General features: G+C 49.5%; 21 protein-coding genes. 11 read left to right on the top strand and 10 right to left on the bottom strand.

Annotation, left to right across the window (positions count from 1 at the left end; genetic code table 11):
* Positions 1-182: 182 nt before the first annotated feature.
* The 5 genes from IPL17_RS08330 to IPL17_RS08310 all read left to right on the top strand — a co-directional run bounded on the left by IPL17_RS08330 (position 183) and on the right by IPL17_RS08310 (position 7014).
* A complete protein-coding gene (locus tag IPL17_RS08330; RefSeq protein WP_345306620.1) occupies positions 183-5042 on the top strand; it encodes a protein kinase in 4860 nt (1619 codons plus the stop codon).
* Between the two features lie 158 nt (positions 5043-5200).
* Positions 5201-5713 (top strand): choice-of-anchor D domain-containing protein, encoded by a 513-nt coding sequence (locus IPL17_RS08325; RefSeq protein WP_345306619.1) that lies wholly within the window; start codon positions 5201-5203, stop codon positions 5711-5713.
* Positions 5714-5767: 54 nt separating this feature from the next.
* Positions 5768-6292 carry a choice-of-anchor D domain-containing protein gene (locus tag IPL17_RS08320; protein ID WP_345306618.1) on the top strand — a complete coding sequence of 175 codons (525 nt, stop codon included), beginning with the start codon at positions 5768-5770 and terminating at the stop codon, positions 6290-6292.
* Positions 6293-6344: 52 nt separating this feature from the next.
* Positions 6345-6665 carry a hypothetical protein gene (locus IPL17_RS08315; RefSeq protein ID WP_345306617.1) on the top strand — a complete coding sequence of 107 codons (321 nt, stop codon included), beginning with the start codon at positions 6345-6347 and terminating at the stop codon, positions 6663-6665.
* Between the two features lie 73 nt (positions 6666-6738).
* Entirely contained in the window at positions 6739-7014 is a 276-nt protein-coding gene (locus IPL17_RS08310; protein ID WP_345306616.1) for a hypothetical protein, read from the top strand.
* A 168-nt stretch (positions 7015-7182) separates the two neighbouring features.
* On the opposite strand, the gene IPL17_RS08305 is transcribed toward IPL17_RS08310, so the two are convergent.
* Positions 7183-7500: a hypothetical protein gene (locus tag IPL17_RS08305; RefSeq protein ID WP_345306615.1), complete on the bottom strand. Its 318-nt coding sequence runs from the start codon at positions 7498-7500 to the stop codon at positions 7183-7185.
* 137 nt (positions 7501-7637) lie between these two features.
* On the opposite strand from IPL17_RS08305, the gene IPL17_RS08300 reads away from it, so the two are divergent.
* The 3 genes from IPL17_RS08300 (at position 7638) to IPL17_RS08290 (ending at position 10691) form a co-directional block, all read left to right on the top strand.
* Positions 7638-8081 (top strand): hypothetical protein, encoded by a 444-nt coding sequence (locus IPL17_RS08300; protein WP_345306614.1) that lies wholly within the window; start codon positions 7638-7640, stop codon positions 8079-8081.
* Between the two features lie 35 nt (positions 8082-8116).
* Positions 8117-9499 carry a hypothetical protein gene (locus IPL17_RS08295; RefSeq protein WP_345306613.1) on the top strand — a complete coding sequence of 461 codons (1383 nt, stop codon included), beginning with the start codon at positions 8117-8119 and terminating at the stop codon, positions 9497-9499.
* Positions 9500-9647: 148 nt separating this feature from the next.
* The gene (locus IPL17_RS08290) at positions 9648-10691 is read left to right on the top strand and encodes a GNAT family N-acetyltransferase (RefSeq protein WP_345306612.1); all 1044 of its coding nucleotides are present in this window, start codon (positions 9648-9650) and stop codon (positions 10689-10691) included.
* Positions 10692-11222: 531 nt separating this feature from the next.
* Here IPL17_RS08290 and pfkA read toward each other — a convergent pair.
* The 9 genes from pfkA to IPL17_RS08245 form a co-directional block, all read right to left on the bottom strand.
* On the bottom strand, positions 11223-12194 hold the full coding sequence (gene pfkA, locus IPL17_RS08285; protein ID WP_345306611.1) for a 6-phosphofructokinase: 972 nt from the start codon (positions 12192-12194) through the stop codon (positions 11223-11225).
* A 51-nt stretch (positions 12195-12245) separates the two neighbouring features.
* Entirely contained in the window at positions 12246-12803 is a 558-nt protein-coding gene (locus tag IPL17_RS08280; protein ID WP_345306610.1) for a phosphatase PAP2 family protein, read from the bottom strand.
* Between the two features lie 22 nt (positions 12804-12825).
* Positions 12826-15573 carry a cation-translocating P-type ATPase gene (locus tag IPL17_RS08275; RefSeq protein WP_345306609.1) on the bottom strand — a complete coding sequence of 916 codons (2748 nt, stop codon included), beginning with the start codon at positions 15571-15573 and terminating at the stop codon, positions 12826-12828.
* A 16-nt stretch (positions 15574-15589) separates the two neighbouring features.
* Positions 15590-16288, bottom strand: coding sequence for a histidine phosphatase family protein (locus IPL17_RS08270; RefSeq protein ID WP_345306608.1), 699 nt, complete (start codon positions 16286-16288; stop codon positions 15590-15592).
* 54 nt (positions 16289-16342) lie between these two features.
* A complete protein-coding gene (locus IPL17_RS08265; RefSeq protein WP_345306607.1) occupies positions 16343-17026 on the bottom strand; it encodes a phosphatase PAP2 family protein in 684 nt (227 codons plus the stop codon).
* A gap of 11 nt (positions 17027-17037) precedes the next feature.
* A complete protein-coding gene (locus IPL17_RS08260) occupies positions 17038-17274 on the bottom strand; it encodes a hypothetical protein (protein WP_345306606.1) in 237 nt (78 codons plus the stop codon).
* A gap of 11 nt (positions 17275-17285) precedes the next feature.
* Entirely contained in the window at positions 17286-17975 is a 690-nt protein-coding gene (locus tag IPL17_RS08255; RefSeq protein WP_345306605.1) for a hypothetical protein, read from the bottom strand.
* 19 nt (positions 17976-17994) lie between these two features.
* Complete coding sequence (locus IPL17_RS08250) at positions 17995-18858, bottom strand: hypothetical protein (RefSeq protein ID WP_345306604.1); 864 nt, start codon at positions 18856-18858, stop codon at positions 17995-17997.
* A gap of 74 nt (positions 18859-18932) precedes the next feature.
* Positions 18933-19091 (bottom strand): lmo0937 family membrane protein, encoded by a 159-nt coding sequence (locus IPL17_RS08245; protein ID WP_345306603.1) that lies wholly within the window; start codon positions 19089-19091, stop codon positions 18933-18935.
* A 231-nt stretch (positions 19092-19322) separates the two neighbouring features.
* Here IPL17_RS08245 and IPL17_RS08240 point away from each other — a divergent pair, with 231 nt between their 5' ends.
* From IPL17_RS08240 to IPL17_RS08230, 3 genes are all read left to right on the top strand, one after another.
* Positions 19323-20282, top strand: coding sequence for a diacylglycerol kinase family protein (locus tag IPL17_RS08240; protein ID WP_345306602.1), 960 nt, complete (start codon positions 19323-19325; stop codon positions 20280-20282).
* 439 nt (positions 20283-20721) lie between these two features.
* Positions 20722-21735 (top strand): LacI family DNA-binding transcriptional regulator, encoded by a 1014-nt coding sequence (locus tag IPL17_RS08235; protein WP_345306601.1) that lies wholly within the window; start codon positions 20722-20724, stop codon positions 21733-21735.
* 67 nt (positions 21736-21802) lie between these two features.
* Positions 21803-22990: an MFS transporter gene (locus IPL17_RS08230; RefSeq protein ID WP_345306600.1), complete on the top strand. Its 1188-nt coding sequence runs from the start codon at positions 21803-21805 to the stop codon at positions 22988-22990.
* Positions 22991-22992: the final 2 nt, after the last annotated feature.

Below are 22992 nucleotides of genomic sequence, written 5' to 3'. Positions count from 1 at the left end.
CAAAACTCTGAATTGAGAACCGTGTCATCCTGCCAATCTCGCTTGCAACTGGCAATAAATTAATCCAAACCGATATAAAAGCGATACAACAGGGAAAATACTCTTGCTTTTCAATTCCCATGCTTGTATAGTGGGAATCAGATAAGTTCACCCACATTTCTCATCATTGAAGAGGCAATATTATGAGCGCAGAGTTTAGTTTTGGAATGATCGCAAAAAACAGACGCCGTGAACTGGGATTGACCCAGGATGAGTTGGCGCGCCGTGTGGGCTGCGCCCCGATCACCCTGCGCAAGATCGAAGCGGATGACCTGCGTCCATCCGTGCAGATCGCGGAACGACTGGCGATGGCGTTGAATGTGCCTCTTGAAGAAAGAGCCGCATTCGTAAAACTGGCGCGCACCGAGCGTGTTTTTGAAGAGATCAGCGTTACTCCCATGCCGCGGCCTGAAGAGATCGGCAGTGAGGATCTAAGCGGCCGCGCCATACGCGGATATGCCTTGGGGGAACGCCTTGGCAATGGCGGAATGGGCGCGGTTTATCGCGCCGTCCAACCGCTGGTCGAGCGCGAAGTCGCGATCAAGATCATTCTGCCGATGTATGCCAACCACCCGGATTTCATCCGCCGCTTTGAAGCGGAAGCCCAGCTTGTGGCACGGCTGGAACATCCGCACATCGTGCCGCTCTATGATTATTGGCGCGAACCCGGCGTGGCATACCTGATCATGCGGTTGCTGCGCGGCGGGAGCGTGCAGTCATTATTACGCAGCGGGACGATATTTTCGAACGAAGCGATCCTGAAAATGATGGAACAGATCGGTTCCGCGTTGAGCGCCTCGCATCGTGCGGGCGTGGTTCACCGTGACCTGAAACCCGCCAACGTTTTGCTCGACGAAGATAACAACGCTTATCTGGCTGATTTCGGCATCGCAAAGAATTTGAGCAGTCCATCCTCCGAGACTCAAGCGGATATGGTCATCGGTTCGCCGGACTATATTTCACCGGAGCAGATCCGCTCGGAGTTCATCCGCCCGCAAACGGATATTTATGCCCTGGGCGTGATGTTGTATGAAATGCTGACCGGCACGCTGCCTTTCCGCGGTCCCACTCCCATCGATGTGATGAGCCAGCACCTTAATACACCTCTGCCTTTATTGGCTGAGAATCGGATCGGTCTGCCCAAAGCGCTGGATGATGTCATCAAACATGCCACCGCCAAAGACCCAATGCAGCGTTACGAAAATGTCGAATTGATGCTGAACGATCTGCGGACTGCTTTAGGCGCTGGTCTACATGAGATCAAAAGCAAACCGCTTCCTTTGAATCTTCTGACGGAGTTGGATAACCCGTACAAGGGACTGCGCGCTTTTGTGGAAGGCGACGCGCAGGATTTTTATGGACGCGAAACACTGACCCAGCAATTGCTGATCCGACTCGGGGATGGCGGGGAACTCTCGCGTTTCCTGACCATTGTCGGGCCGAGCGGGAGCGGAAAGTCATCGGTGGTCAAGGCTGGCCTGATTCCCGCCCTGCGGCGCGGAGCCTTGCCCGGTTCGGAGAACTGGTTCATCGTTGAGATGATGCCCGGCGCTCATCCGCTGGAGGAACTTGAAGCCGCGCTGCTGCGGGTCGCGGTCAACCCGCCCGCATCGCTGATCGAACAATTCCAAAAGGACAGTCGCGGATTGATCCGCGCTGTGCGCCGCTCGCTGCCGGATGATCCCGCCATCGAATTGGTGCTGGTGATCGATCAATTCGAAGAAGTGTTCACCCTCCTGCAAGATGAAGCCGAACGCATGCGCTTCCTCGGTTTGCTGGTGGCAGCTATCCTGGATGAGAATAGCCGCGTGCGGGTCATCCTGACCATGCGCGCAGATTTTATTGACCGCCCGCTCGGGTATGTTGATTTCGGCGACTTGATCCATCAGCGCATGGAGATCGTATTGCCGCTGACGCCGGATGAACTGGAAAGCACGATCGCATCGCCAGCCGAACGGGTGGGCTTGCAGTTGGAGTCTGGTCTGGTCGCAGCCATCCTGCGCGATCTTGGCGACCAGCCCGGCACACTGCCCCTGCTGCAATACGCATTGACCGAATTGTATGAGAAGCGCAAAGAAAACACATTGACCAGATCCGCCTATCAGGAGATCGGCGGCGTGCTCGGCGCGTTGGGACGCAGGGCTGAGGAAATTTTTACAGCGCTGGATGAAGAAGAACAGGTCATCGCCAGGCAGGTCTTCCTGCGACTGGTCACGCTCGGCGAAGGCGTGGAAGATACCCGCCGCCGGGTTTTGATCTATGAGTTGGAAAATTTGAAGTTCCGTGATGTGGACCTCAGGAAAGTTTCCAGATCTTTCAAGACAGTTTTGGATGCGTTCGGGAATGCCCGCCTGCTTTCCTTTGACCGTGACCCGGGCACACGCGGACCGACCGTTGAAGTGGCGCATGAAGCCATCATCCGTGAATGGCCGCGCCTGCGTGAGTGGCTGGAGGAAAGCCGCACATTGGTACGGACGCAGAGACAGCTTTCGATAGCCGCATCCGAATGGATGGATGCTCATCGGGATTCCAGCTTTTTATTGAGCGGCACCAAGCTGGCGCAATACGAGGGCTGGACGGTGAGTTCAGCAATTGCGTTGACTCAGCATGAAATTGATTACTTAAAAGCAAGTATGAATGCGCGAGATCAACGAGAGATGGAAGAAGCCGAACGTCTACAGCGCGAGTTGGAGACGGTTCGGAAATTGGCAGAGACAGAATCAAGCCGCGCTGAATTGCAAACACGGTCTGCAAAACAATTAAGGCAACGCGCGGTCTATCTTACTGGCGCGCTAATTCTGGCAATGGTTGCCGCCATCATTGCCGGGGTGATTGGGAATCGAAATTCGAGACTGGCTATTCAGAATGAAAATATTGCCAGCACCGCCCAAGCTGCAGAAGCCTTAGCTGTTCAGGAACGGGATCATGCAGAGAGTGAGAATAAGCTTTCCACATCGCGCGAATTAGCCGCAGCAGCAATTAGCAATTTGGAAATAGACCCTGAGCGCAGTATTATGCTGGCATTACAGGGACTATCAATACAACATACCTCAGAAGTAGAAAATGCTTTAAGACAAAGTTTGGCAACTTCCCGAGTCAAGGCTACTCTTACCAGTGAGTCGCAGCCGACTTCCATAGCGATCAGCCCGGATGGAGTCCACATAGCCGCTGGCGAGAAAAATGGCATTGTACAGATATGGGATCTTCAGACCGGTCAGGAGAGTTTGAAGCTAAACGTAAAAACATTAATCAACGCTGTTGAGTACACCCCTGATGGAAGCAGGTTAATCACCGGCGATGCAAGTGGATATATAAAAATATGGGATATCACGACAGGCAATTTAGAATCTTCATTTCTGGCACACGCTTCCGGGATTGAATACATGGCCTTGAGCCCGGATGGTTCTCGTCTATCAACAACAAGTTCTACCTTTTTAAAAATTTGGGATACTTCAACCAGCGAAAAGCTCTTTACTCTTTCAGACTTTACTGGTGATGTTACATCAGTGGCATTCAGCCAGGATGGAACACGCCTAGCAACAGTCGATTTAGGTGGCAATGCAATCATTTGGAACATTGCTACAGGGAAAAATCTTTCCACATTTTCTGTTGGTAACAAAGAATGTTATTTTAATGCACTCTTCAATCAAGATTCAACAAGACTGATAACATCTGATTCTTGCGGGACAATTCGTTTTTGGGATATTACCGGGAATAAAGGCCAGGAATTATTCCGTCGAAATATTCGATCATCCGGCGGAAGTGTTTCTCTCAATCTCAGCCCCAACGGAACTCAGTTGGCAGTGGGTGAAAATAATTCAATTTCAATTTGGGATGCATCTAAAGGTTTTGACCTGTTTGTTCTTCCAAATGATTTACAAGCCTGGCGTACTGATTTTAGTTCAGATGGAAAGTTATTTACTGCTGGAGGGTATGGCTCAACAATCATTAAAGTATGGGATTTATCTTTGCCCGGAGAGAAGCTTGCAATAAACTCCAATGGGGGCATGCGTATTGGAGATGTAATCTTTAATCCAGATGGGACGCGTCTTGTTACGGAAAGTTGGGAAACCGGCAAAGTACAAATATGGGATACATCAACCTATCAACAACTTCAGGCTGTTCAAGACTCAGACATTTGCTGCATTACAACATTCAGCCCGGATGGAAAACTCCTTGTTACTGGTTCCAGTCAGGGAGGAGTAAAAATTCGAGATTCTAGTACAGGTGAGGTGATTGTTTTAATAGGCGAATCCATTGCAACCCAAGTTGTCTTTAGTCCAGACGGCACTCGTATCGTCACTGCTGGTTACGATGATATTGTGAAGGTTTGGGAAACCAATAACGGTAGGATTTTGCTTTCTTTTTTTGTACGCAACCAAATAGGTTGGGTCTACGATATTGCATTTAGCCCAGATGGAAAACTTATCGCGACCGCAAGTACAGATACAAATGCTGAATATGGAATAGTACAAGTATGGGATTCAAATACAGGAAAGAAGCTATTCGGGGTCAACGATCCAGATATTACTGCAGCAACCTATAGTCTTGCATTTAGTCCTGATGGAAAATATTTGGCGGTTGGCTATGGTGATAATACAGCTAAAGTCTGGGATATTTCATCCATGAAATCACAAACCCAGCCCATGCTTACTTTCCGTGGTCATTCAGGTTTAGTATGGGATGTTGCTTTTAGCCCTGATGGCTCACGTCTTGCCACCGCTGGTTTTGATGGCATCATAAAGCTTTGGGATGTATCTACCGGACTTGACCAAGGCAAGGAAATCACCACATTTTTTGGTCATACAGCCGAGGTCAGCGGAATCGCTTTCAGTCCGGATGAAAGATATCTTGCCAGCGTCAGTTGGGATGGAACCCTGCGCGTTTACTACACCCAAATCGAAGACCTGATCGCCGCCGCTAAAGAACGGGTGACCCGTTCCCTGACCACTGAGGAATGTCAAAAGTATTTGCACGTGGATGTATGTCCAGCACCGCCATAGGTCATAAGAACTAACACATAGTATTTCAATTGAATTAGTAACATGTAAAGCCCGCTTGAAATCAAGAATCAGCGTTGGTGTCTATAAACGCACCTGTTGTCAGGCGATTGATGAAACAAAATATTCCGTCCAATCAAACTATTTTTATGGAGGTTGTTATGAAAACTTCAACGATCAAATCTCAAGAGCGCAAAAAGAGTATCTGGGATTATCTATCCCGTCACTTTGGGAAGTCGTTTTGGATACTGACGATATTGAGCGTCAGTTGTACTGCCAATGCGGCCGCCGCTTCTGAGCTGCCGCTAACCGATAGCGGGTCAGAAGCAAAGATTGCCTTCGCACCCGATCAGATCGATTTTGGAGTTTTGCCATTTGGAACCCCCAGCGCTGCTCAAACCGTGACGATAGGGAATGCTGGAACGGCTCCATTGTTGATCGAAAATCTTTCTGTCTCCAGCGGTTTTTCGATTGCATCAAACTCCTGTCCGCAGGCGCCAAAGGCAATTGCAAGTCAAGGGTCGTGTGTGGTTGACGTAGTTTTCATGGCGAGTCTTCCCGAAAATTGGGTGGGGTATCTCCAGGTCAATTACGGTTCCGGCCAGGCAATCACGATCCAATTAAAAGGATCGGCGCACTCGGGAATGGAAATGCTGGCGTCAATCCTTCCCTGACGGCGTTCACTTCAACAGATTAAACAGATCAGATCATCAAACATGGAGTCTATTATGAATATACATGGATCTCAATATGGAAACAACTCAAGCCCCAAAATGAACGGACGAAATCGGTCCTCTTCATTTTCGCAGATCAGGATGGTCGTCCTGGCGATCATAATATTTTGCGCCGGCTGCACACCCATCGCGCCGATCACCGCCTTGCTGTCGGTCACAGCGATGGAAGCGAAACCAACGATCAGTTTCTCACCCGAGATGCTCGACTTTGGCACGCTGACGCTGGGGCATGTCAGCTCGGCAAAAAAAGTAACGATCCGCAATGACGGAACAGAGCCTGTGTTGATCGATCAACTTTCAGTAACGGCTGGATTTTCCATCGTCGCAAGCACCTGTCCACTGGCGCCGGAAGCATTCGCCGGCCAGGGGACCTGTACGGTTGAGATCGCGTTCAAGCCGAGTGTGCCCAATAGCTGGGTGGGTGAACTGCAGGTCAACTACGGTCAAAACGGGGGGATGTCCATGCCGCTAAAAGGGTATGTGCAAGGGCAGGAATTCCTTAAGGACGTGGTCCGCTGAACGGTACGGGATCGTTCAATATATTCAAGCATTCGTTAAAGGAGATCATAAAATGAAAATCAGATTATTCGCCTTGATTGGCGTCCTGCTCGTAATTTCCCTGCTGGTTGCTGTTCAAGTCTCAGCGAAAGGAAGTGGAAAAACCGCACAAAAGATCGGCAAATGGAGCATCGTTGAAAAGTATTTGAATTTCATCCATGGAACCGATCAGGTACGTCTTGACCAGGATGCGGCGGGTTCCGCGTATGGCGGCTGTGACCCTGAAAAAGATAAACCCTATTCGAGAGTATATACCCGCCCGCAATTCGGAAACCCCGAGTTACTGTATCACCGCCGCTGCAGCAATGATCTGGCATTTCTGACTAGATATTAAGGTGACAGCATGCTGCGCCTGATCGCTCGCTGTCTGTTGTGGGTTCTCAACATCAACCCGAGGAGTATTGAACATGAAGCAGAGATTCATCATCGCGATGATCCTTACGATCGTTCTTTCCACATCCCTGGTCGTTCCTGTACATGCAGAAGGCATGGCGCGTAACATGGGAATTGGTGAAGCAGTAAATGGTGGCTTGTCCTACAACTTCATAAATATGGGAAACCATCCCATCCATCCATGCATTATGGATCGTAGTTTTGGTATCACTCATTTTGGAAGCCCGTACGGGATGGTTGGCTGTCTTAATCGATCGGCTCCGCGCTTCAAGATAAAGCATCGCTGGTAGATGGCTAAAACACGCAGGCTTTACCCGTTCTTTTTGATTAATAGGTTCGAAGGATGCCATGAAAACCAGCCGTAAATTTTCAATTACCGCCAATCGAAGGATCATCATCACGAGCCATGGCATTTACCTGAATTTTGGAAAGCCAGGCAAACGTCACAATCTTTGCCTTTATTGATTGGCGCCGTTGTTGGCAAGTTGACATGTTCCTGGCTGGTGAAAAGGGTTGAAGCCAGCGTTTATTTGAATGTAAGTCAAAAGAAAGGAGGTGAGTACTATCTTAAATTGAGAATTAATAACTTCGGTATTGACAAGATGTGTTTTGGATTGATGTTTGTTTTCAATTGCCGCCAAAGGAGTTCCCAAATGAGAATTAATTTTCCTTCTGTATTGAACATCCTGCGATCCCTTGCCGCGAATTTTGTCTTTCCAGCGGTTAACCAAAAAGCCGACCATGGATCGGATGCGCAGGCTGACGTTATGGATCAACGCGCCGCTGATCCAAAATTGGCCGCCTCTAAATTTGAGAATGAATTTAGTGGGCCAAGATGGATATACCGCGGTCATTACCGATCGATATTTCCATCCATGTTTTAGAGTCCACGACAAGCAAAGGAGAATATAAAATGAAAAGAAGATCGTTTACCCTGTTTAGCATAATGATCATTCTTTCTCTTATCTTTGCCATTCCTGTATCCGCCAAAGACAAGAATGAGGGAGGTCTGAAGCCTGGTGAGATCGTAACATTCGAGCAGAAAGTGCCGGTCAATGTTGTTTTCATCGGCTACGATAAAAAGAGTATTGATACACAGACCTTCCTTGATACCCTGCCGTCCACCTATTCCCCGATCGTGCGCTATCCGCCACTCTATGGAATCCCCGGGCGGGATATGGGCTTGAAATTTAATTTTGAGTACAACCTTTCATTCAAAGATTCCAGCTTTTCAAGGAAATTCTTTAATTACATGAAGGGCATTGGCGTATCGGGTGACCCGACGCTTTATCAAACTTTCTATAACGATCAAGTCAACAACGTTCTGGATGTGAACGGGCCAGGTGCTGTATATTGACGCGCCATCGGTTGAAAAATGGCTGGCTCAAAAATTTGGGGAACCAAAAAGGATACACGGTTGTCTTTATCAATTGGTACAGCCGACCCGATTTCAATTTTCACGTCTACACCAAGACTGATGAAGCCGACCCTGATACTGGCTACAACTTCGGCGCCGAGCGACACTCACGCAAGATGATCGCCTGGGGCGGAAGTAACAGCCGATTGTGGTTCTACGATCTTTCAGCGGGTCCTGAAGCGTGGACCAATAATTGGAACGTGGACGATCTTGATCTCGACGGGAACGGCTTCGAGGATTATCGCATGCCGCCCATTTGGGAGTATTCCGCTGGCGGCTTCCGCGACCCGTCCGCTTTGAGCACCGACCTGGGTTGGATAACCCGCTTTGTTGGGATTAACCTGTTGTTCACTTCCTCTCCGCTTTATGATCCGATGGTAACCGCGCCAGGTGTCGGCGGCGATAAGATCATCCATGTCAACATGCTCGAAGATGATCCCGCCAGCCTCGGCACGGATTGGATCAATATGGCAGAAGTGAAATCCAGGTTTACCAAGTTTGAACCCTATTACGATTGGCAAACGAATTTGGTCGACTACAACCCGATCGATGCAAATGCCCAGCGCGCCTTCCGCATCGCGACGGACCTGCTTCCAGAAGATGATTGCTGGAATGACTTCTTCACCACCTTTGCTGAACTGTTCTGTTATTTCGACCAGAACCGCGCAACGTATATCCCTGATTACGGTGGCGCCGACTATGTGGCCGGGATATATGCTTTCAATACCACTACAGATAATCTTGGTTCAATGGGTGGACTGTTGGGCTTTGCTGATGATAACTGGGTTGACGGCACGCAGAGCTACGTATTCGAGTTCGATACTGAAGATTATCGCTCGTTTGGATATGGATTTAGCACCACCACCATTCATGAAGCGGGACATCATTTCGGCCTGTCCCATCCGCATGACGGCTACGATTCGGAATATGGGTTTGATTACGGCCCCGGCGATGATTTCTATTTTGCATGGTCCGGCGATGAGAGCAATACGATCATGCATTATATGGATCTCAGCACCAGCTTCGGTCAGTTCGATCAGGATAATATGTATCGCTATGAAATGGCTGGATACCTGAACTGGTCGAATGAACTGCTTGGCAGTATCCTTGCCGACCCGAACGCGAAGAGCGTCAAGAAAAATATCGAGCGCGCTAACGAATACGCAGGTAAGGCTGTGGAAAGTTTCAATAGTTGGAAGTATCTCAACGCAGCCAGCAATGCGCGCCGCGCTTATGAGGAGCTTTCCAAGGCCGCTGATCAACTTGGCATATCCACCCCATCCATGAATGCGATGAGGATCGCTCCCAATGGGGATGCTCCGCACGAGGGCGAACCGATCCGCTTCCCTGATAATTGATCCTGCAAATCGAGCATTGGTAAATCTGTAATATAAAAACATCCTCCCTTGTTTATAATATGACAGGGGAGGATGTCCGAAGACAAGATTTTTTGGTTAGCACACCGACCTGAATGGTTCATTCCACAAATAACTATGGAGATTAAAAATGAATGACGATCTTATTACTCTGGTGAAAACTCCCTCAATTCCCAACCTGCGTTTTCGACACTATCGAGGCGAGGGCGATCTGCCCAAAATGGTTAAAGCCCTTGAATCCAGCTATGACACAGACAAAGTGGAACAAGTTACCACATTGGAAGAGATGAAAAACTCTTATGCGCATCTCTCTAATTGTGATCCGTATACAGATCTGATCATCGCTGAAATTGATGGCGAAGTCATTGGGTATTCTCGTGGCGCCTGGGCCATGGATGAAAACAATGGGGAATATGTGTATTACTTTGGCGGTTTCCTTGCTCCGCAATGGAGGCGCAAAGGGATTGGGTCGGTCATGCTGCAATGGATCGAAGCTCGGCTGCGCGAAATTGCCTCCTCGCATCCCGCGGATCACGACAAATTCTTTCAAGTATTTTTATCTGAAAATGAGGCCGCACGGGCTGCCATGCTGGTCAAAGCTGGTTATAGCCCCATCAGATATTTTCATGAAATGGTGCGGCCCTCTCTGGAGAATATTCCAGCCTTCGCACTGCCTGACGGGTTGGAAGTCCGCCCGGTACTTCCAGAACATTACCGTTTGATCTGGGATGCGGCAGAAGAAGCATTGATTGATCATTGGGGCTTCTCGAAAGCAACGGAAGAGGATTATCAATGGTGGTTATCCGACAAGACTTATTTTCAACCACACTTGTGGCAGGTGGCTTGGGATATGGAAAAAGAGCAGGTCGCCGGGCAGGTGCGAACCTTTATTAATCATGCTGAAAATGAAAAATTTAAGCGCAAACGCGGCTACACAGAATTTATCAGCGTCCGCCGTCCCTGGCGCAAACGCGGATTGGCGCGCGCATTGATCGCCCGCAGCCTGCAGGTTCAAAAGGAACAAGGCATGATCGAATCGGCTTTGGGTGTTGATTCTGAGAACCTAAGTGGAGCGACTCGTATTTATGAAGATTGCGGCTTTGTGGTTGTCAAGCGAAATACGATCTATCGCAAACCTGTTTACACAGTATCGCATAATTTGGTAAACATATAATTCGATTCCCACTCGCAATTTTCGCCAAAAAGTTTCCTTAATTATGAGACAAGCGATAGAAAATAGACATGGTCAATTCCTGATCGATCCCGCCGCGGTCAGCATCAAGGAACCTGCACTGGGCTCGTTCAATGCGGGCATTACGCAGACTGTCTAGCAATTGATGGCGGAATGGTGCGGTGATTCTGATTGTTTTATTCGACCTCTTGCAAAAGTCTTTTTGCCACAGAGAAAAACAGAGTTTTAAAGGTTCTTCTCAATTGACTCTGTGTGCTCCCCTGGCACCGCCCGCCACATCGGCTTCGCTTCGCGACGCGATGCGAAGGGCAGGTGTGTGGCTAATTTACACTTACTTATGCAAGAGATCTATTCAAAAATTCACTACCGTACATGCCGCTTTATTTCCCGCAAAGAGCGCGAAGAACGCAAAGATTTAAAGGTTTCCTTAGCGCACTTTGCGGTTCAAATGTACGGTAGCGAGTTCAATAAATGTCTTCTTCAAGATCAGTCATGCGGCAACCTTCTTTATATCTATCTCGCAAGCATTCGCGCCAATTCCAGCAGACGCAGATCCAGCGGCTTTTTGTTGGAGACCACTTCGGTCAGCGGTGTGGCTGTCGTCTCACCCTTGACGAAGCCCACTAAGACTCCATGCTCACCGAGAGTCAGGCGTTCTACTGCGTCGGCACCCAAGCGGGTTGCGAGCAGGCGGTCATAGGCGCTGGGCGCGCCGCCTCGCTGGACATGCCCCAAGGTCGTCACCCGCAGGTCAAATCCCAGACGTTCTTTATGTTCCTTAAAGTAATCAGCCAATGCTGTAGCGTTGTATTTAGCGCCTTCGGCAACCACCACCAATGCATGAGCCTGCCCTCGCTCATAGGCACTGCGTAATTCATCTGCCAAGGTTTCGGGATCGGTCTCCACCTCTGGGATGACAATCGCTTCAGCGCCGCCGGCAATGCCTGCCATCAACGCCAAATAACCACAGTCACGGCCCATCACTTCGATTAGAAAGGCGCGTTCGTGAGATAAGGCAGTGACCTTGAGCCGGTCGATCGCTTCCAAAGCGATGTTGAGAGCCGTATCCACTCCAATGGTAATGTCTGATCCGTACAGGTCATTGTCAATGGTCGAAGCCACGCCGATCACGGGAAATCCCATTTGCGATAAAGCGTGTGCGCCAGTCTGAGAGCCGCCGCCCCCAATGATGACCAACGCCTCGATCTTATGCTCTTGTAAAACGCGCAAGGCTTGCAGTCGTCCCTCTTCAGTCTTGAATTCAGAACAGCGGGCACTGCCCAACATTGTGCCACCTTGCTGGATAATTCCGCTTACATCGCGGGCTCCGAGCGGTATGACATTGTTGGTGATGAGTCCGCTGTAGCCATGCCGGATGCCAAAGACCTGCCACCCCTTATCAATACCGACCCGCACGACAGATCGAATAGCGGCGTTCATGCCGGGTGCATCGCCTCCGCTGGTGAGTACAGCCATGGATTTCATGTTTGTTCCTTTCTGTTATGTATCATTCGATTTCATAATGGTCATGCATTTTTATAAAAATAAATATGTGCCAAACCAATATCCGAACCAGGCAATGGCCAATCCACCAAGCGGGTCGGCAAGATTATGTTGGCGGGTAAACAGCGTTGAAAGCGCAACGATGACTACGATCCCAATCCAAAGCCACGGATGGCTTGGATACAACTGGTTGTAGAATAGGCAGATCAAGGACGTCTGATACACATGTCCGCTAGGGAAGGCGTTGTAGTCGCCATCGTTTCGATAAACCATTTTCAAAATCTTCGTTGCCCAGTTGACAGTGGTCAGGAGCGGACGTTTCGCGTAGGTGGGAAAAAAGCAAAAAAACAACATTGCTGATACCTGGACGAATAAACATGCGCTGACGAAGGAGCGAAAAAGTCCCTCGTCCATTTTCCAGGCTGCCCAGATCAAACCAGCCGCCCAGACTGGCAGGCATAGCAAATAGGGAACCACCCACACGGGCCACAGTGGAACCCAAATATCAAACCGAGTGGATAAGTTAAAGCCGCCGGTAATCTTCCGATTAAGAGGAAAATACAGGCTGGTAACACCTACGATAAGAAGCATTATTCCCAGTCGAAATATCAAATTACGCCTCTTGATTGGCGCTTTGTTTTGCCATCCAGCCGTTGCGGATCACCTTCACGATTTCCAGTACCAATAACGGGATTGCGCCCAAAGCGAGAAGCAGAAGTCCGTCGGTGAACGATATCGTTGTTGTCTTGAGGAAGCGGCCCAGCGTCGCATTATGTTGGCTCCACACCTGGAGCCCGAATGAAATGGCAACCACGAGGACAAGATTGATATTCGTGAAAAGCGAGATGCGCCAGACAGGCTTGGTTTCGCTGCGGGCGCCGAAGGAACGCAGGAGTTCGGCGAAGACCAGAACAGCGAAGGCATAAGAGCGGGCGGTTTCGGTGGTTCCCGCTTGTAACATATAGTAGTAAACCCCAAATGCGACACCTGCCGTAAGGAAGCCGGTGAAGGCCATCGTGCGCAGAAAGCCGCGGCTTGTAATGCGTTCAGACTGTCGGCGCGGGCGGCGCTTCATTACATCGGGGTCGATGGGGTCGGTTGCGAGACATAGTGCGGGCAGACCGTCGGTGACGAGATTGATCCAGAGCAGGTGAATTGGCAGCAGCGGCGTTGGCAGGCCGATGATCACGCAGGCGGTCATCAGCAGTAACTCACCGGTATTGCCCGCCAGTAAGTATTGAAGTGTTTTGCGGATGTTATCGTAAATGCCGCGACCCTCTTCCACGGCGGCGACGATCGTGGCAAAGTTGTCGTCAGTAATGATCATGTCTGCGGCTTGCTTGGTGACTTCCGTGCCGGATTTCCCCATGACAATGCCGATGTCAGCGCCTTTGATGGCAGGCGCGTCGTTGACGCCGTCACCAGTCATAGCAACCACGGCATCGTTGGCTTTCCAGGCGCGAATGATGCGCAATTTATGTTCAGCAGTGACACGGGCGTATACAGTGATCGTGGACACGCGCTTGCGAAGATCATCTTCGCTTATCTTGTTCAACTCAATACCAGTGATGGACTTGTCTTCAGCGGATGCGATGCCGATTTCGTGTGCAATGGCTGTCGCTGTATCCGGATGATCTCCGGTAATCATCACAACCTGGATACCTGCCGCGCGGCATTTCTCAATGGCATCTTTGGCTTGTTGACGCGGCGGATCATACATGCCTGAAAGACCCATGAATACGAGATCTTTTTCCACCATATCCGAAGTGAGTTCAGCGGGGGAAGCGTTCTCAAGGTCACGATAAGCAGAGCCAAGCACACGCAAGGCTTGCTGTGCCATGGCGGTATTTTGTGACAGGATATTTTGACGATCTTCATCTGTCATGGGGCGAATCCCGTCGCTGGTATATAAGCTCATGCAGCGATTTAACAGCACATCAGGCGCGCCGTTGATAAAGGCACGCAATTTTCCATTCGACATCTTGCGAATTACCGCGCTAAGTTTGCGATCAGAGTCAAAAGGAATTTCGTGATGCTTCGGTAGTTCCTTCTCGATAGCCTCGCGGTCGCCGCCGGCTTTGATTCCTGCGACAAGCAATGCGCCTTCAGTCGGGTCACCGACGACTTTCCACGCACCTTCTTCCTGGGTAAGATGTGAGTTGTTGCAGGCTAGAATGACGGTCGCGAATTCAAGCAGCGCTGCCATGTGAGGCGCTTCCGCCTTTTTGCCATCGAAGCGGACTTCGCCATCTGGTCCATAGCCTTCTCCGCTGACTTCATAAGTTTGACCTGAGACATAAAGCCTGCGCGCGGTCATTTCGCCGACGGTTAAGGTGCCCGTTTTATCGGTGCAGATAACACTAGTTGAGCCGAGTGTTTCAACTGCTGGCAGTTTGCGTACAAGCGCGCGGCGGCGGGACATGCGCAGCACTCCCAGCGCGAGCGCAACGGTGACGACGGCTGGAAGCCCTTCCGGTACAGCAGCCACGGCAAGACTGACCGAAGTCATGAACAACTCCATAGGGTCCGTTCCGCGCAGCAATCCCAGCACAAACAGAAGCACGACGATGCCTAGCGTCACCCACACAAGGATGCGTCCAAACGAGTCAAGCTTTTGCTGAAGTGGAGTGGATGGCTCTGCGCCCGCTTCTTCCATCAGGCTTGCGATGTGCCCCAACTCGGTATTCATTGCTGTTGCCACCACCACGGCCTGACCTGTACCTGATGCGATACTCGTCCCCATAAAGATCATGTTTTTACGATCACCAAGCGCAACCTCGCCTGCTTCCAGAAGAGTGAATTCTTTTACCACAGACTCTGACTCACCAGTCAGTGCAGACTCGACACACTTGAGCGATGCTGCCTCCATCAGCCTCGCATCTGCCGCGACCAGATCACCAGCCTCCAGCGTGAGGATGTCACCGGCGACGATTCCCGAAGCAGGAATTGAAGTAACCTGCCCGTCGCGTCGCACCTTCGCTTGCGGCGCGGTCATCTTTTTGAGTGCTGCGATGGACTTCTCGGCATTGAATTCCTGATAGAAGCCAATAACGGCGTTAAGCACAACGATGGCGAGGATGGCGATTGCGTCCACCATTTCACCCAGCACGCCCGATATGATACCCGCCGCGATGAGAATCCAAATGAGGATACTTTTAAATTGCCCAAGAAAAATCTGCACTGGGCTGATACGCTTGCCTTCTTTTATCTCATTTGAACCGTCTGCCTCGAGGCGTTGCGCTGCCTCCTGTGCAGAAAGTCCGTTCGCCGAGGAACCAAGTTGTGTCAGCACATCTTCAGCAGATTGGCTGTGCCAGTCTTTACTTTTTTGGTGGGTATCAATTGCGGGTACCGAAGTCATGTTGTGGTTCCTTTTTCTAAACTTTTTTATCCGTTTCTGGCGGCTTTTCAAATACCAGAGCTTTCTCAGCCGGGTGGACTTCCTTTGCGACTTCCACAGTTGCTGTTGGAGGCTGCGTGGTCACGATCACAGGACTTAAATGTTTTATGTCATTTACCGCCAAAAGTTCCGCCCGATTGCCTTCCACTTTGAATCGAGTCAGCGAACAATTGCTAACGGTCGTGCGCCACCAGCGCCAGCGCTTCTCAGGCAAATACCAGGATAACGATGCTGAGATCACACCAGCGTGAGCGATCACAGCGATGCGTTGATCTGGATGTTTTTCCACAATTTCCATTAACACCTTTGAAACGCGCCTCACGATCGGCCAGCGGATCGGGCCGCCCGCGTGAGATTTCAGATAATCTTCAAGAGGATCAGCGATCGAAAGAATTTCCAATATCACCAACGCAGGAAGTTCAAGGAACATTACTTCTTGTATGCCGGAGCGAAATTGCGGGTCAAGCCCGATCTGTTCGCCGATAAATTGTGCAGTTTCCTGTGTGCGGCGTAACGGGCTTGAGTACACACCATCAAGGTGGTTTTCTGGAACACTAAAATATTGGCCTGTCTGTTTAGCTTGTTCCTGTCCCAGTTGCGTCAAAGGGGCGTGAAAGTAATCTCCGTTAATGCGCACAGCATGTCCATGCCGGATGAGAATAAGTTCAGTTGACATTAATGGATACTCCCTTTTCTTATTCTTGAACGATGCATGGCAGACCTTTTCCGTCTATAGAGTTGCGTCTGCAACCGGCTGGTGAACGAAAAAGCGCGTTTTTCCCCAGCGATAAAATTGAATGATCACTGCCAAAGTCAGGCTGCCAAGTAAATAAGCGCCGAGCACATCACTGGCCCAGTGTTGACCGAGGAATATACGCGAGGGTCCAACGAGAATGATCAGACTGCAAAGAAGCACTAACAGCAGGTTTCGTTTGAGGGAAGGTTTCAATAAACTAAAAATCAGGAACGCAACAAAACCAAAATATCCAAGATAGAACATCACATGCCCGCTTGGAAAGCTGTAGCTGGTAAGTGTGGAAATCACATTCACCATCCCCGCCGTTGGACGCGGCCGCTGAATTAGATCCTTCACCAACACATTGACTCCCGAGGAAAATGTCGCGGCGAATAACACCATGAGAGATTCCCATTGCAAGCCAAGCTTATAAAACAATAGGACGGTCAATACTGCGATAATTATGGATTGAGGCAAAAAACCAGGCCAGCTTATCAGCCCCATGAATAGCGCAAAGAATGGATTATTGATCAACTGAACGAATTGTGAGATCTGAAGGTCGACCGCAAAAGAAGGCATGGCCTTAACGAGAAAAGTCAGTGCAGCAAAAGAGCCGGCTACCAGGAGAAGCGTCACTTGAAACAGCATGGCTCGATATTTTCGTACAGGCGCTGACACGCTCTTCCATATTAGGATTTTACGCTCCCAGACCCTCTGGTCGGTTTGGGATGGTCATTCTCAAGCATTGGGTCGATCGGGTGTGTAACCTCCACCACAGGCCCGCCGTCATCCTGGAAACGGAGGTTATCTTCGACCACAACTTTTTTCTTTTCCACTTCAGATTTACTGTCCGGGTACTCGTTGCCCAGGATCTGCCTGAGGTGATTAAACAACTTAAAGTTAAATATTGAAAATTTCTTTTTCATTTACTCTCCTCTTATGGCGCTTGTGTCCCCAGTGGATTCTGAATGGGTTGACCGGCATTAGCACCCTGGTAATAAGGAAACGTCAAAGGCAGCTCAAAACCGAAATACGCAGAAACGCGTGCTACGATCTCACCCTTGATTTGTGCCCGGCGGGTGTTGTAGGCTTTGACGGCATCATTCCAATCCGTGCCAGCCAGTTGAATGGTGTTCATCGCCTCATCAACCGTATCACCCAGTGCAAGAGTAACTTGGGCATCTGGCACGGGTGGCGGGGCTTGGGTAATGGCGTTAACGTAAAGCGAGAAACCTTGACCTATGCCGCTGGGCAAGGCGTCCTTGCCTTGCAGATCATCCAGATTCAGTTTGGTTGGATCCAAGGGTTGACCATTTTCGTCACGATAATTTTTCAACAACTCAGTTAGCGCATCCGCTTGCGAGCGGAAATTGCCGGTCCATACTTCACCGCTATCGCTGACCGCATCGTAATAATCTTTTGTGATCTGTGTTTTTGCCTGGATCTTGGCATACTGTGTATCCGTCACCAGTTGGAAATTGGATGCCGCAGCCTGGACGCCTTGCACCAACCCCACAAGCTCGTCGTATTCCGTCGTGCCAGACTTCACAACTCCGCAGCCGGTTAGTCCGATGAATACGGCACCGGCAACAAAGATGGAAATGATCTTTTTGAAATAGTGTTTCATATCTAAAACTCCTTATCGTTTAATTGCCGCGCCCGGAGCGACTACTACCGCTGCCGCCGCGCGACCGAGGACTGTTCCTGCCCCCGCCTAGTGGGAACCCTGATCCGCGTGAGCCTGAACCGTACGGATTGAAGTTGATGCCACTACGGGCCAACTTGGGGAGCATCCACATCAGAAATAGTAGAAAAAGGACGCCGATGCACAACAATCCGCAGATGGATAAAATGCCGAGCGGGCCGGAAGGCAGTGTTGGCAGGCTGATTATCTGCTGGGTCGGAGTGGGGGATGTTAGCGGCGAGTAGTTGCTGCGAGCAACTGTGTCGAATTCCTGTATCAGGGTCAACAGTGCCTGGTCGAGGCTCTTTGTCGTTTGGTAAGTGTCTTCAGCGGCACGGTTTAAGGATGTCAATTCAGAAGCTGTCAGTGCAGGCAAGCCCAGCCCCACACCGTAGTGCACATCAATACTATTGGGTTCAACAACAATCAAAAATACAAAGCCATTATCCTTACGTTCACCATCCGGTAGTCCAAGCCGCATATAACGAAGAAAATGAACCGCGCAGTTGACGCGGTTGCCAACCTGCTGCTCTGATTGAATAAGAATCATCGTCTGCGCAATGGAATCACTATTCAGCCGGTCAAGGATCACATCTACCTCGTTCACAGCGTTCTCCGAGACATGACTCTGCCAATCCACCGTCCAATGCATCTGCTGTAGATCGTAAGTGAATCCGTAATCTGGGGCGGAACCTTGCCCGCATAAATCTGCTGCAGGAATTACGACAGCTCTGGCAGGAGATAGATCTGCTAAAAGGCTGTACGCCAATGTGACAACCACAACAATCAAGGTGATAAATCCCCGGGCCAGGTTACGATTAATCACAGATACCTCATTTCGAGAATGCTGTTCATTTGTGTGAAGAGGCAGCTTGATAGGCTGCCTCTTGAAGTGCGAAATTAAATGATCCCTAACAGATTCAGAATGATGAGGATGACGGCAAGCACAACCAGAGTGTGGATCCACCCGCCTGTTTTCGGAAAGCTTGGGCTTATGTTCGAACCTAAAAAGCCGAGTAACCACAGGATGATCAGAATTACGATGATGGTGTACAACATGATATTTCTCCTTGTTTGAGTGATATGTTCTAAACTCATCATATAGCAAACACTTCCCTTCCGCATCCATCAGACAGGCAGTGTTTGTCTCCGCCACTTGGGGGAGATGTGATGGCTTGGAAAAAGATGTCTGAATTATTCCTCGTCCAAGTGGTGGAGACGGCTATCCCCTAACCGATGGATGTTGCTGATGCATGATTGCTGTATGATGGATTCACAAAGGAAACAAATATGCCCAAAAAAACAATCTCTCACCGTCCGCTCCGCGCAAAACTCATCTTTAACGCAATCGCAGGTCAGGCGGATGAGTCCCCACGTCAGCTTGCCGAGATCCTGACCGAAATGCAGAATTGCAATATTTTGCCGGAAGTTTATATGGTGCATCCAAATAGCCAGGTTGAACCTATAGTGCGAAGCGCGATCAAAAGAGGCATTAATTTGATCGTTGTGGCAGGGGGGGATGGAACTATTGATAGTGTCATGGGTGTCATGATTGGCAGTTCTGCCACTCTTGGCATTATCCCCACTGGTACGCGAAATAATTTGGCCTTCAACTTGGGGATTCCTGAAACGATTCCAGGAGCGGTTGCTCTCCTGCGCGAGGGTCGTCGGCTAAAGATTGATGTTGGAAGTATGCGCAGCGGCCACACCCGTCGTTGGTTTCTAGAAGATGCAACACTGGGACTTTTGTCCGACATATATCCGTTTGCAGACAGCGTCCAGCATGGAGATTTAACACAGATTGGTAATCTATTATCCACTGTAGTCTCTTCAACACCTTCGCGCCTCAGAATGATTCTTGAGGGACGTAAGCCGATTGATATGAGTGCGTACATGGTGTTAATTGCCAATATGCCATATATTGGACCGCGCTTTCAGATCTCCCCCGATGTATCCTGGAACGACAACCATCTGGATGTGTTCGTTTTTTCAGACATGAGCAAGTTGGATCTGATCTCTTATGCAGTACAGTCCACGGGCGGCGCAGTAGAGGATGCCCGCATCAAGCATTACCGCGTCAAGCGGCTGACGATCCTTTCCAATCCGCCAATGCCAGTGCTTGCCGATGGTATGCTTCTTGACCCGGGGCCGGTCACAGCCGAGATCCACTCTCGTGCCCTGGCTGTTATGGGTGGCGCGATCAATACTGCAATGGGGGAGCAGTTTCTTCATCACAGCCGAAAACCTTAAAACAGGGGATTCGTATACAATGAAGGTGATCGCCGGTAAAAAACATTATCTTTGCGGTCTTTGCATTCATATTTTGACTGCCCAGCACGGTGAATCTATAAAGATTATATGATTGAAGATGTGATGTGCAATGCTGGCCTTGAACTTTTACCATTAAGGAAAAATAACCCGCTTCGTTCCGTACCTGCATTTATGACTTGCTTCCAAGCCTCAATTCGCAATATCGTTGAAACCATTGGAAGTTGGATCGAACGTTTATTACCAAAATCAATCCATTCCGTCACTGCCAAAAGTTTTTAAATCATAGAGACTCTTTTTGTTCTCGCTTGCAGTATCAACTTCCTTGTTAGGTAGCTACTTAAGTTGATTACGATTTATTCTGTTGACTGTAATTTTTTAATCTCTTATAATGCAATCGATTGCAAAAAAAGAGCTTCCTTTGAAGAAAAGAACCATTCAAACTCTTGATGACATTGCCCGTTTGGCAAAAGTTTCCAAGTCAACGGTCTCTCGCGCTTTAAACGATAGTCCCCTCCTCAGCCAAAAGACAAAAGAACGCATTCAGGCGCTTGCCGGAAAGCACAATTTTCGCATCAATGTTTCTGCCCGTAATCTTCGAGTACGCCAGAGCCATACGATCGCTTTTGTAGCACCCGATTGTGAGCCAAATTTTTTCTCTCCTGAAAGTTTATTTGGGTTCGAGATACTCGGAGGGATCGGGAACGAACTGCGCTCTTTAGGATATGACCTTTTGATCGCGAATGTCAATCCGCTTGATACCACTAGTATCAACTCCTACTTTGGCAGTGCGCGTGTGGATGGATTTATTGTGCTGGCGTCGCAGACTAATCAAGCCATCGTTGAAAAAATGTTGGAGTTGGGCGCTCCCTTTATTACCTGGGGGGTACCGCTTCCGAATTTGAATTATTGCTCTGTAACTGGAGATAACCTCGCTGGAGGGGTGCTTGCTACACAACACTTAATTCAATTAGGCAGACAACAGATTGCCTTTCTAGGCGGACCTCCCGATGACCTGACCGTACAACACCGTTATGAAGGATATGAAAATGCATTACAGACCGCCGGGCGGCGGGTGGCATTAAAACGTGTTGTTTACGGTGATTATTCCTATACCTCTGGCTTGGTTGCCATGCAAAACCTATTAAAAAAGTCGCCAGATCTGGATGCTGTCTTTGTGAACAGCGACTTGATGGCAATTGCAGCGATCAAGATCATTCTCGAAAGCGGCAGACGAGTCCCCGAGGATGTGGCTGTGGTGGGCTATGACGATGTTTCCATTGCGATGTACAACAACCTGCCGCTTACGACTATCAGGCAAAATGTTCCATTGGCGGGTAGTTTGCTGGCGCAGAATTTGATCCACTATATCAAGACGGGGGAGATTACCAATGTGACCACCCCTGTTGAATTGATGATTCGTAAATCGGCGTAGTGACCGATTTTTTTTACTACGAACTGAAATCGATTGCAAAAATGAAACGTAAAGGAAGAAAATCTTCATGAACTTTTTGACGAATGTAAAGCAATACCCCAAGATCGGTTTAGTCATTTTGTCCTTCGTTGCCTTTGTCGCTTTGGGGATGCCAGATGGCTTGTTGGGTGTGGCATGGCCCTCCATTCGAGGCGATTTCTCCATTCCGCTCGATGCAATCGGTATGTTTCTGACCGCTTTAGTGATCGGGTATATGACCTCCAGTTTCTTCAGCGGACCCATCGTGACGCGTTTTGGCGTTGGGAAAGTTCTAGCCATCAGTTGCATCCTGACGGGGATTGCCCTGTTTGGGTACACATTTGTCCCCGAATGGTGGATGATGGTGCTTCTGGGTGTGATCGCTGGCTTTGGTGCAGGCGCGATCGACGCGGGCTTGAACACGTACGTTGCGGCCCACTTTAGTGAAGGCCTGATGCAATGGCTCCATGCCAGTTGGGGTGTGGGGATCACACTGGGACCGATCATCATGACGCTCGGGTTAAGCAATACAGATACTTGGCATACCGGATATCGTATCGTTGGCGGTTTTCAGCTTTTTTTGGCGGCTTGCTTTGTATTGACCCTGCCCATGTGGAGTGACAACGACAAACCCGCTGCGCATGATGAACCCAAGAAACTGACCGATTACAAAACGCCAATGAGCGAGACCATGCATCAGCCGCGTGTATGGATGAGTGCTCTGCTTTTCTTTCTCTATGTTGGTGCGGAAGGTGCATTAGGTACATGGATCTATACCCTGCTCACAGAGTCTCGCGGAATTGACCCAACCTTGGCTGGCTTTTGGGCGGGTAGTTATTGGGCAACCTTTACGGTGGGGCGCGTGATCGCGGGATTGTTTGCCAATCGGATTGGCATCAATAAGTTGGTCATCGGTGGTTTGCTTGGGGCATTGGTCGGTGCGGTCATACTGGTTTGGAATCCGTCTGATGAGGTGAACTTGCTGGCAGTGGCGATTATCGGCTTTTGCATTGCGCCGATCTTCCCCGCCATGATGTCAGGTACAAGCAAAAGGGTGGGGGATTACTTTGCTGCAAACACCATCGGAATGCAGATGACCGCCACTGGCTTGGGAACAGCCGTCATTCCCGGTGTGATGGGCATTGTTGCCAAACAGGTCTCGCTCGAAACCATCCCGCTGATTTTGCTGGGTGTGTATGCGGGTTTGTTGGGCGTGTATTTGGCGGTTTCGAAATGATG

The organism is Candidatus Villigracilis saccharophilus (genome assembly GCF_016711665.1).
Note: the sequence above shows the minus strand (reverse complement) of the source record. Positions and strands in the feature narration are given on the sequence as shown.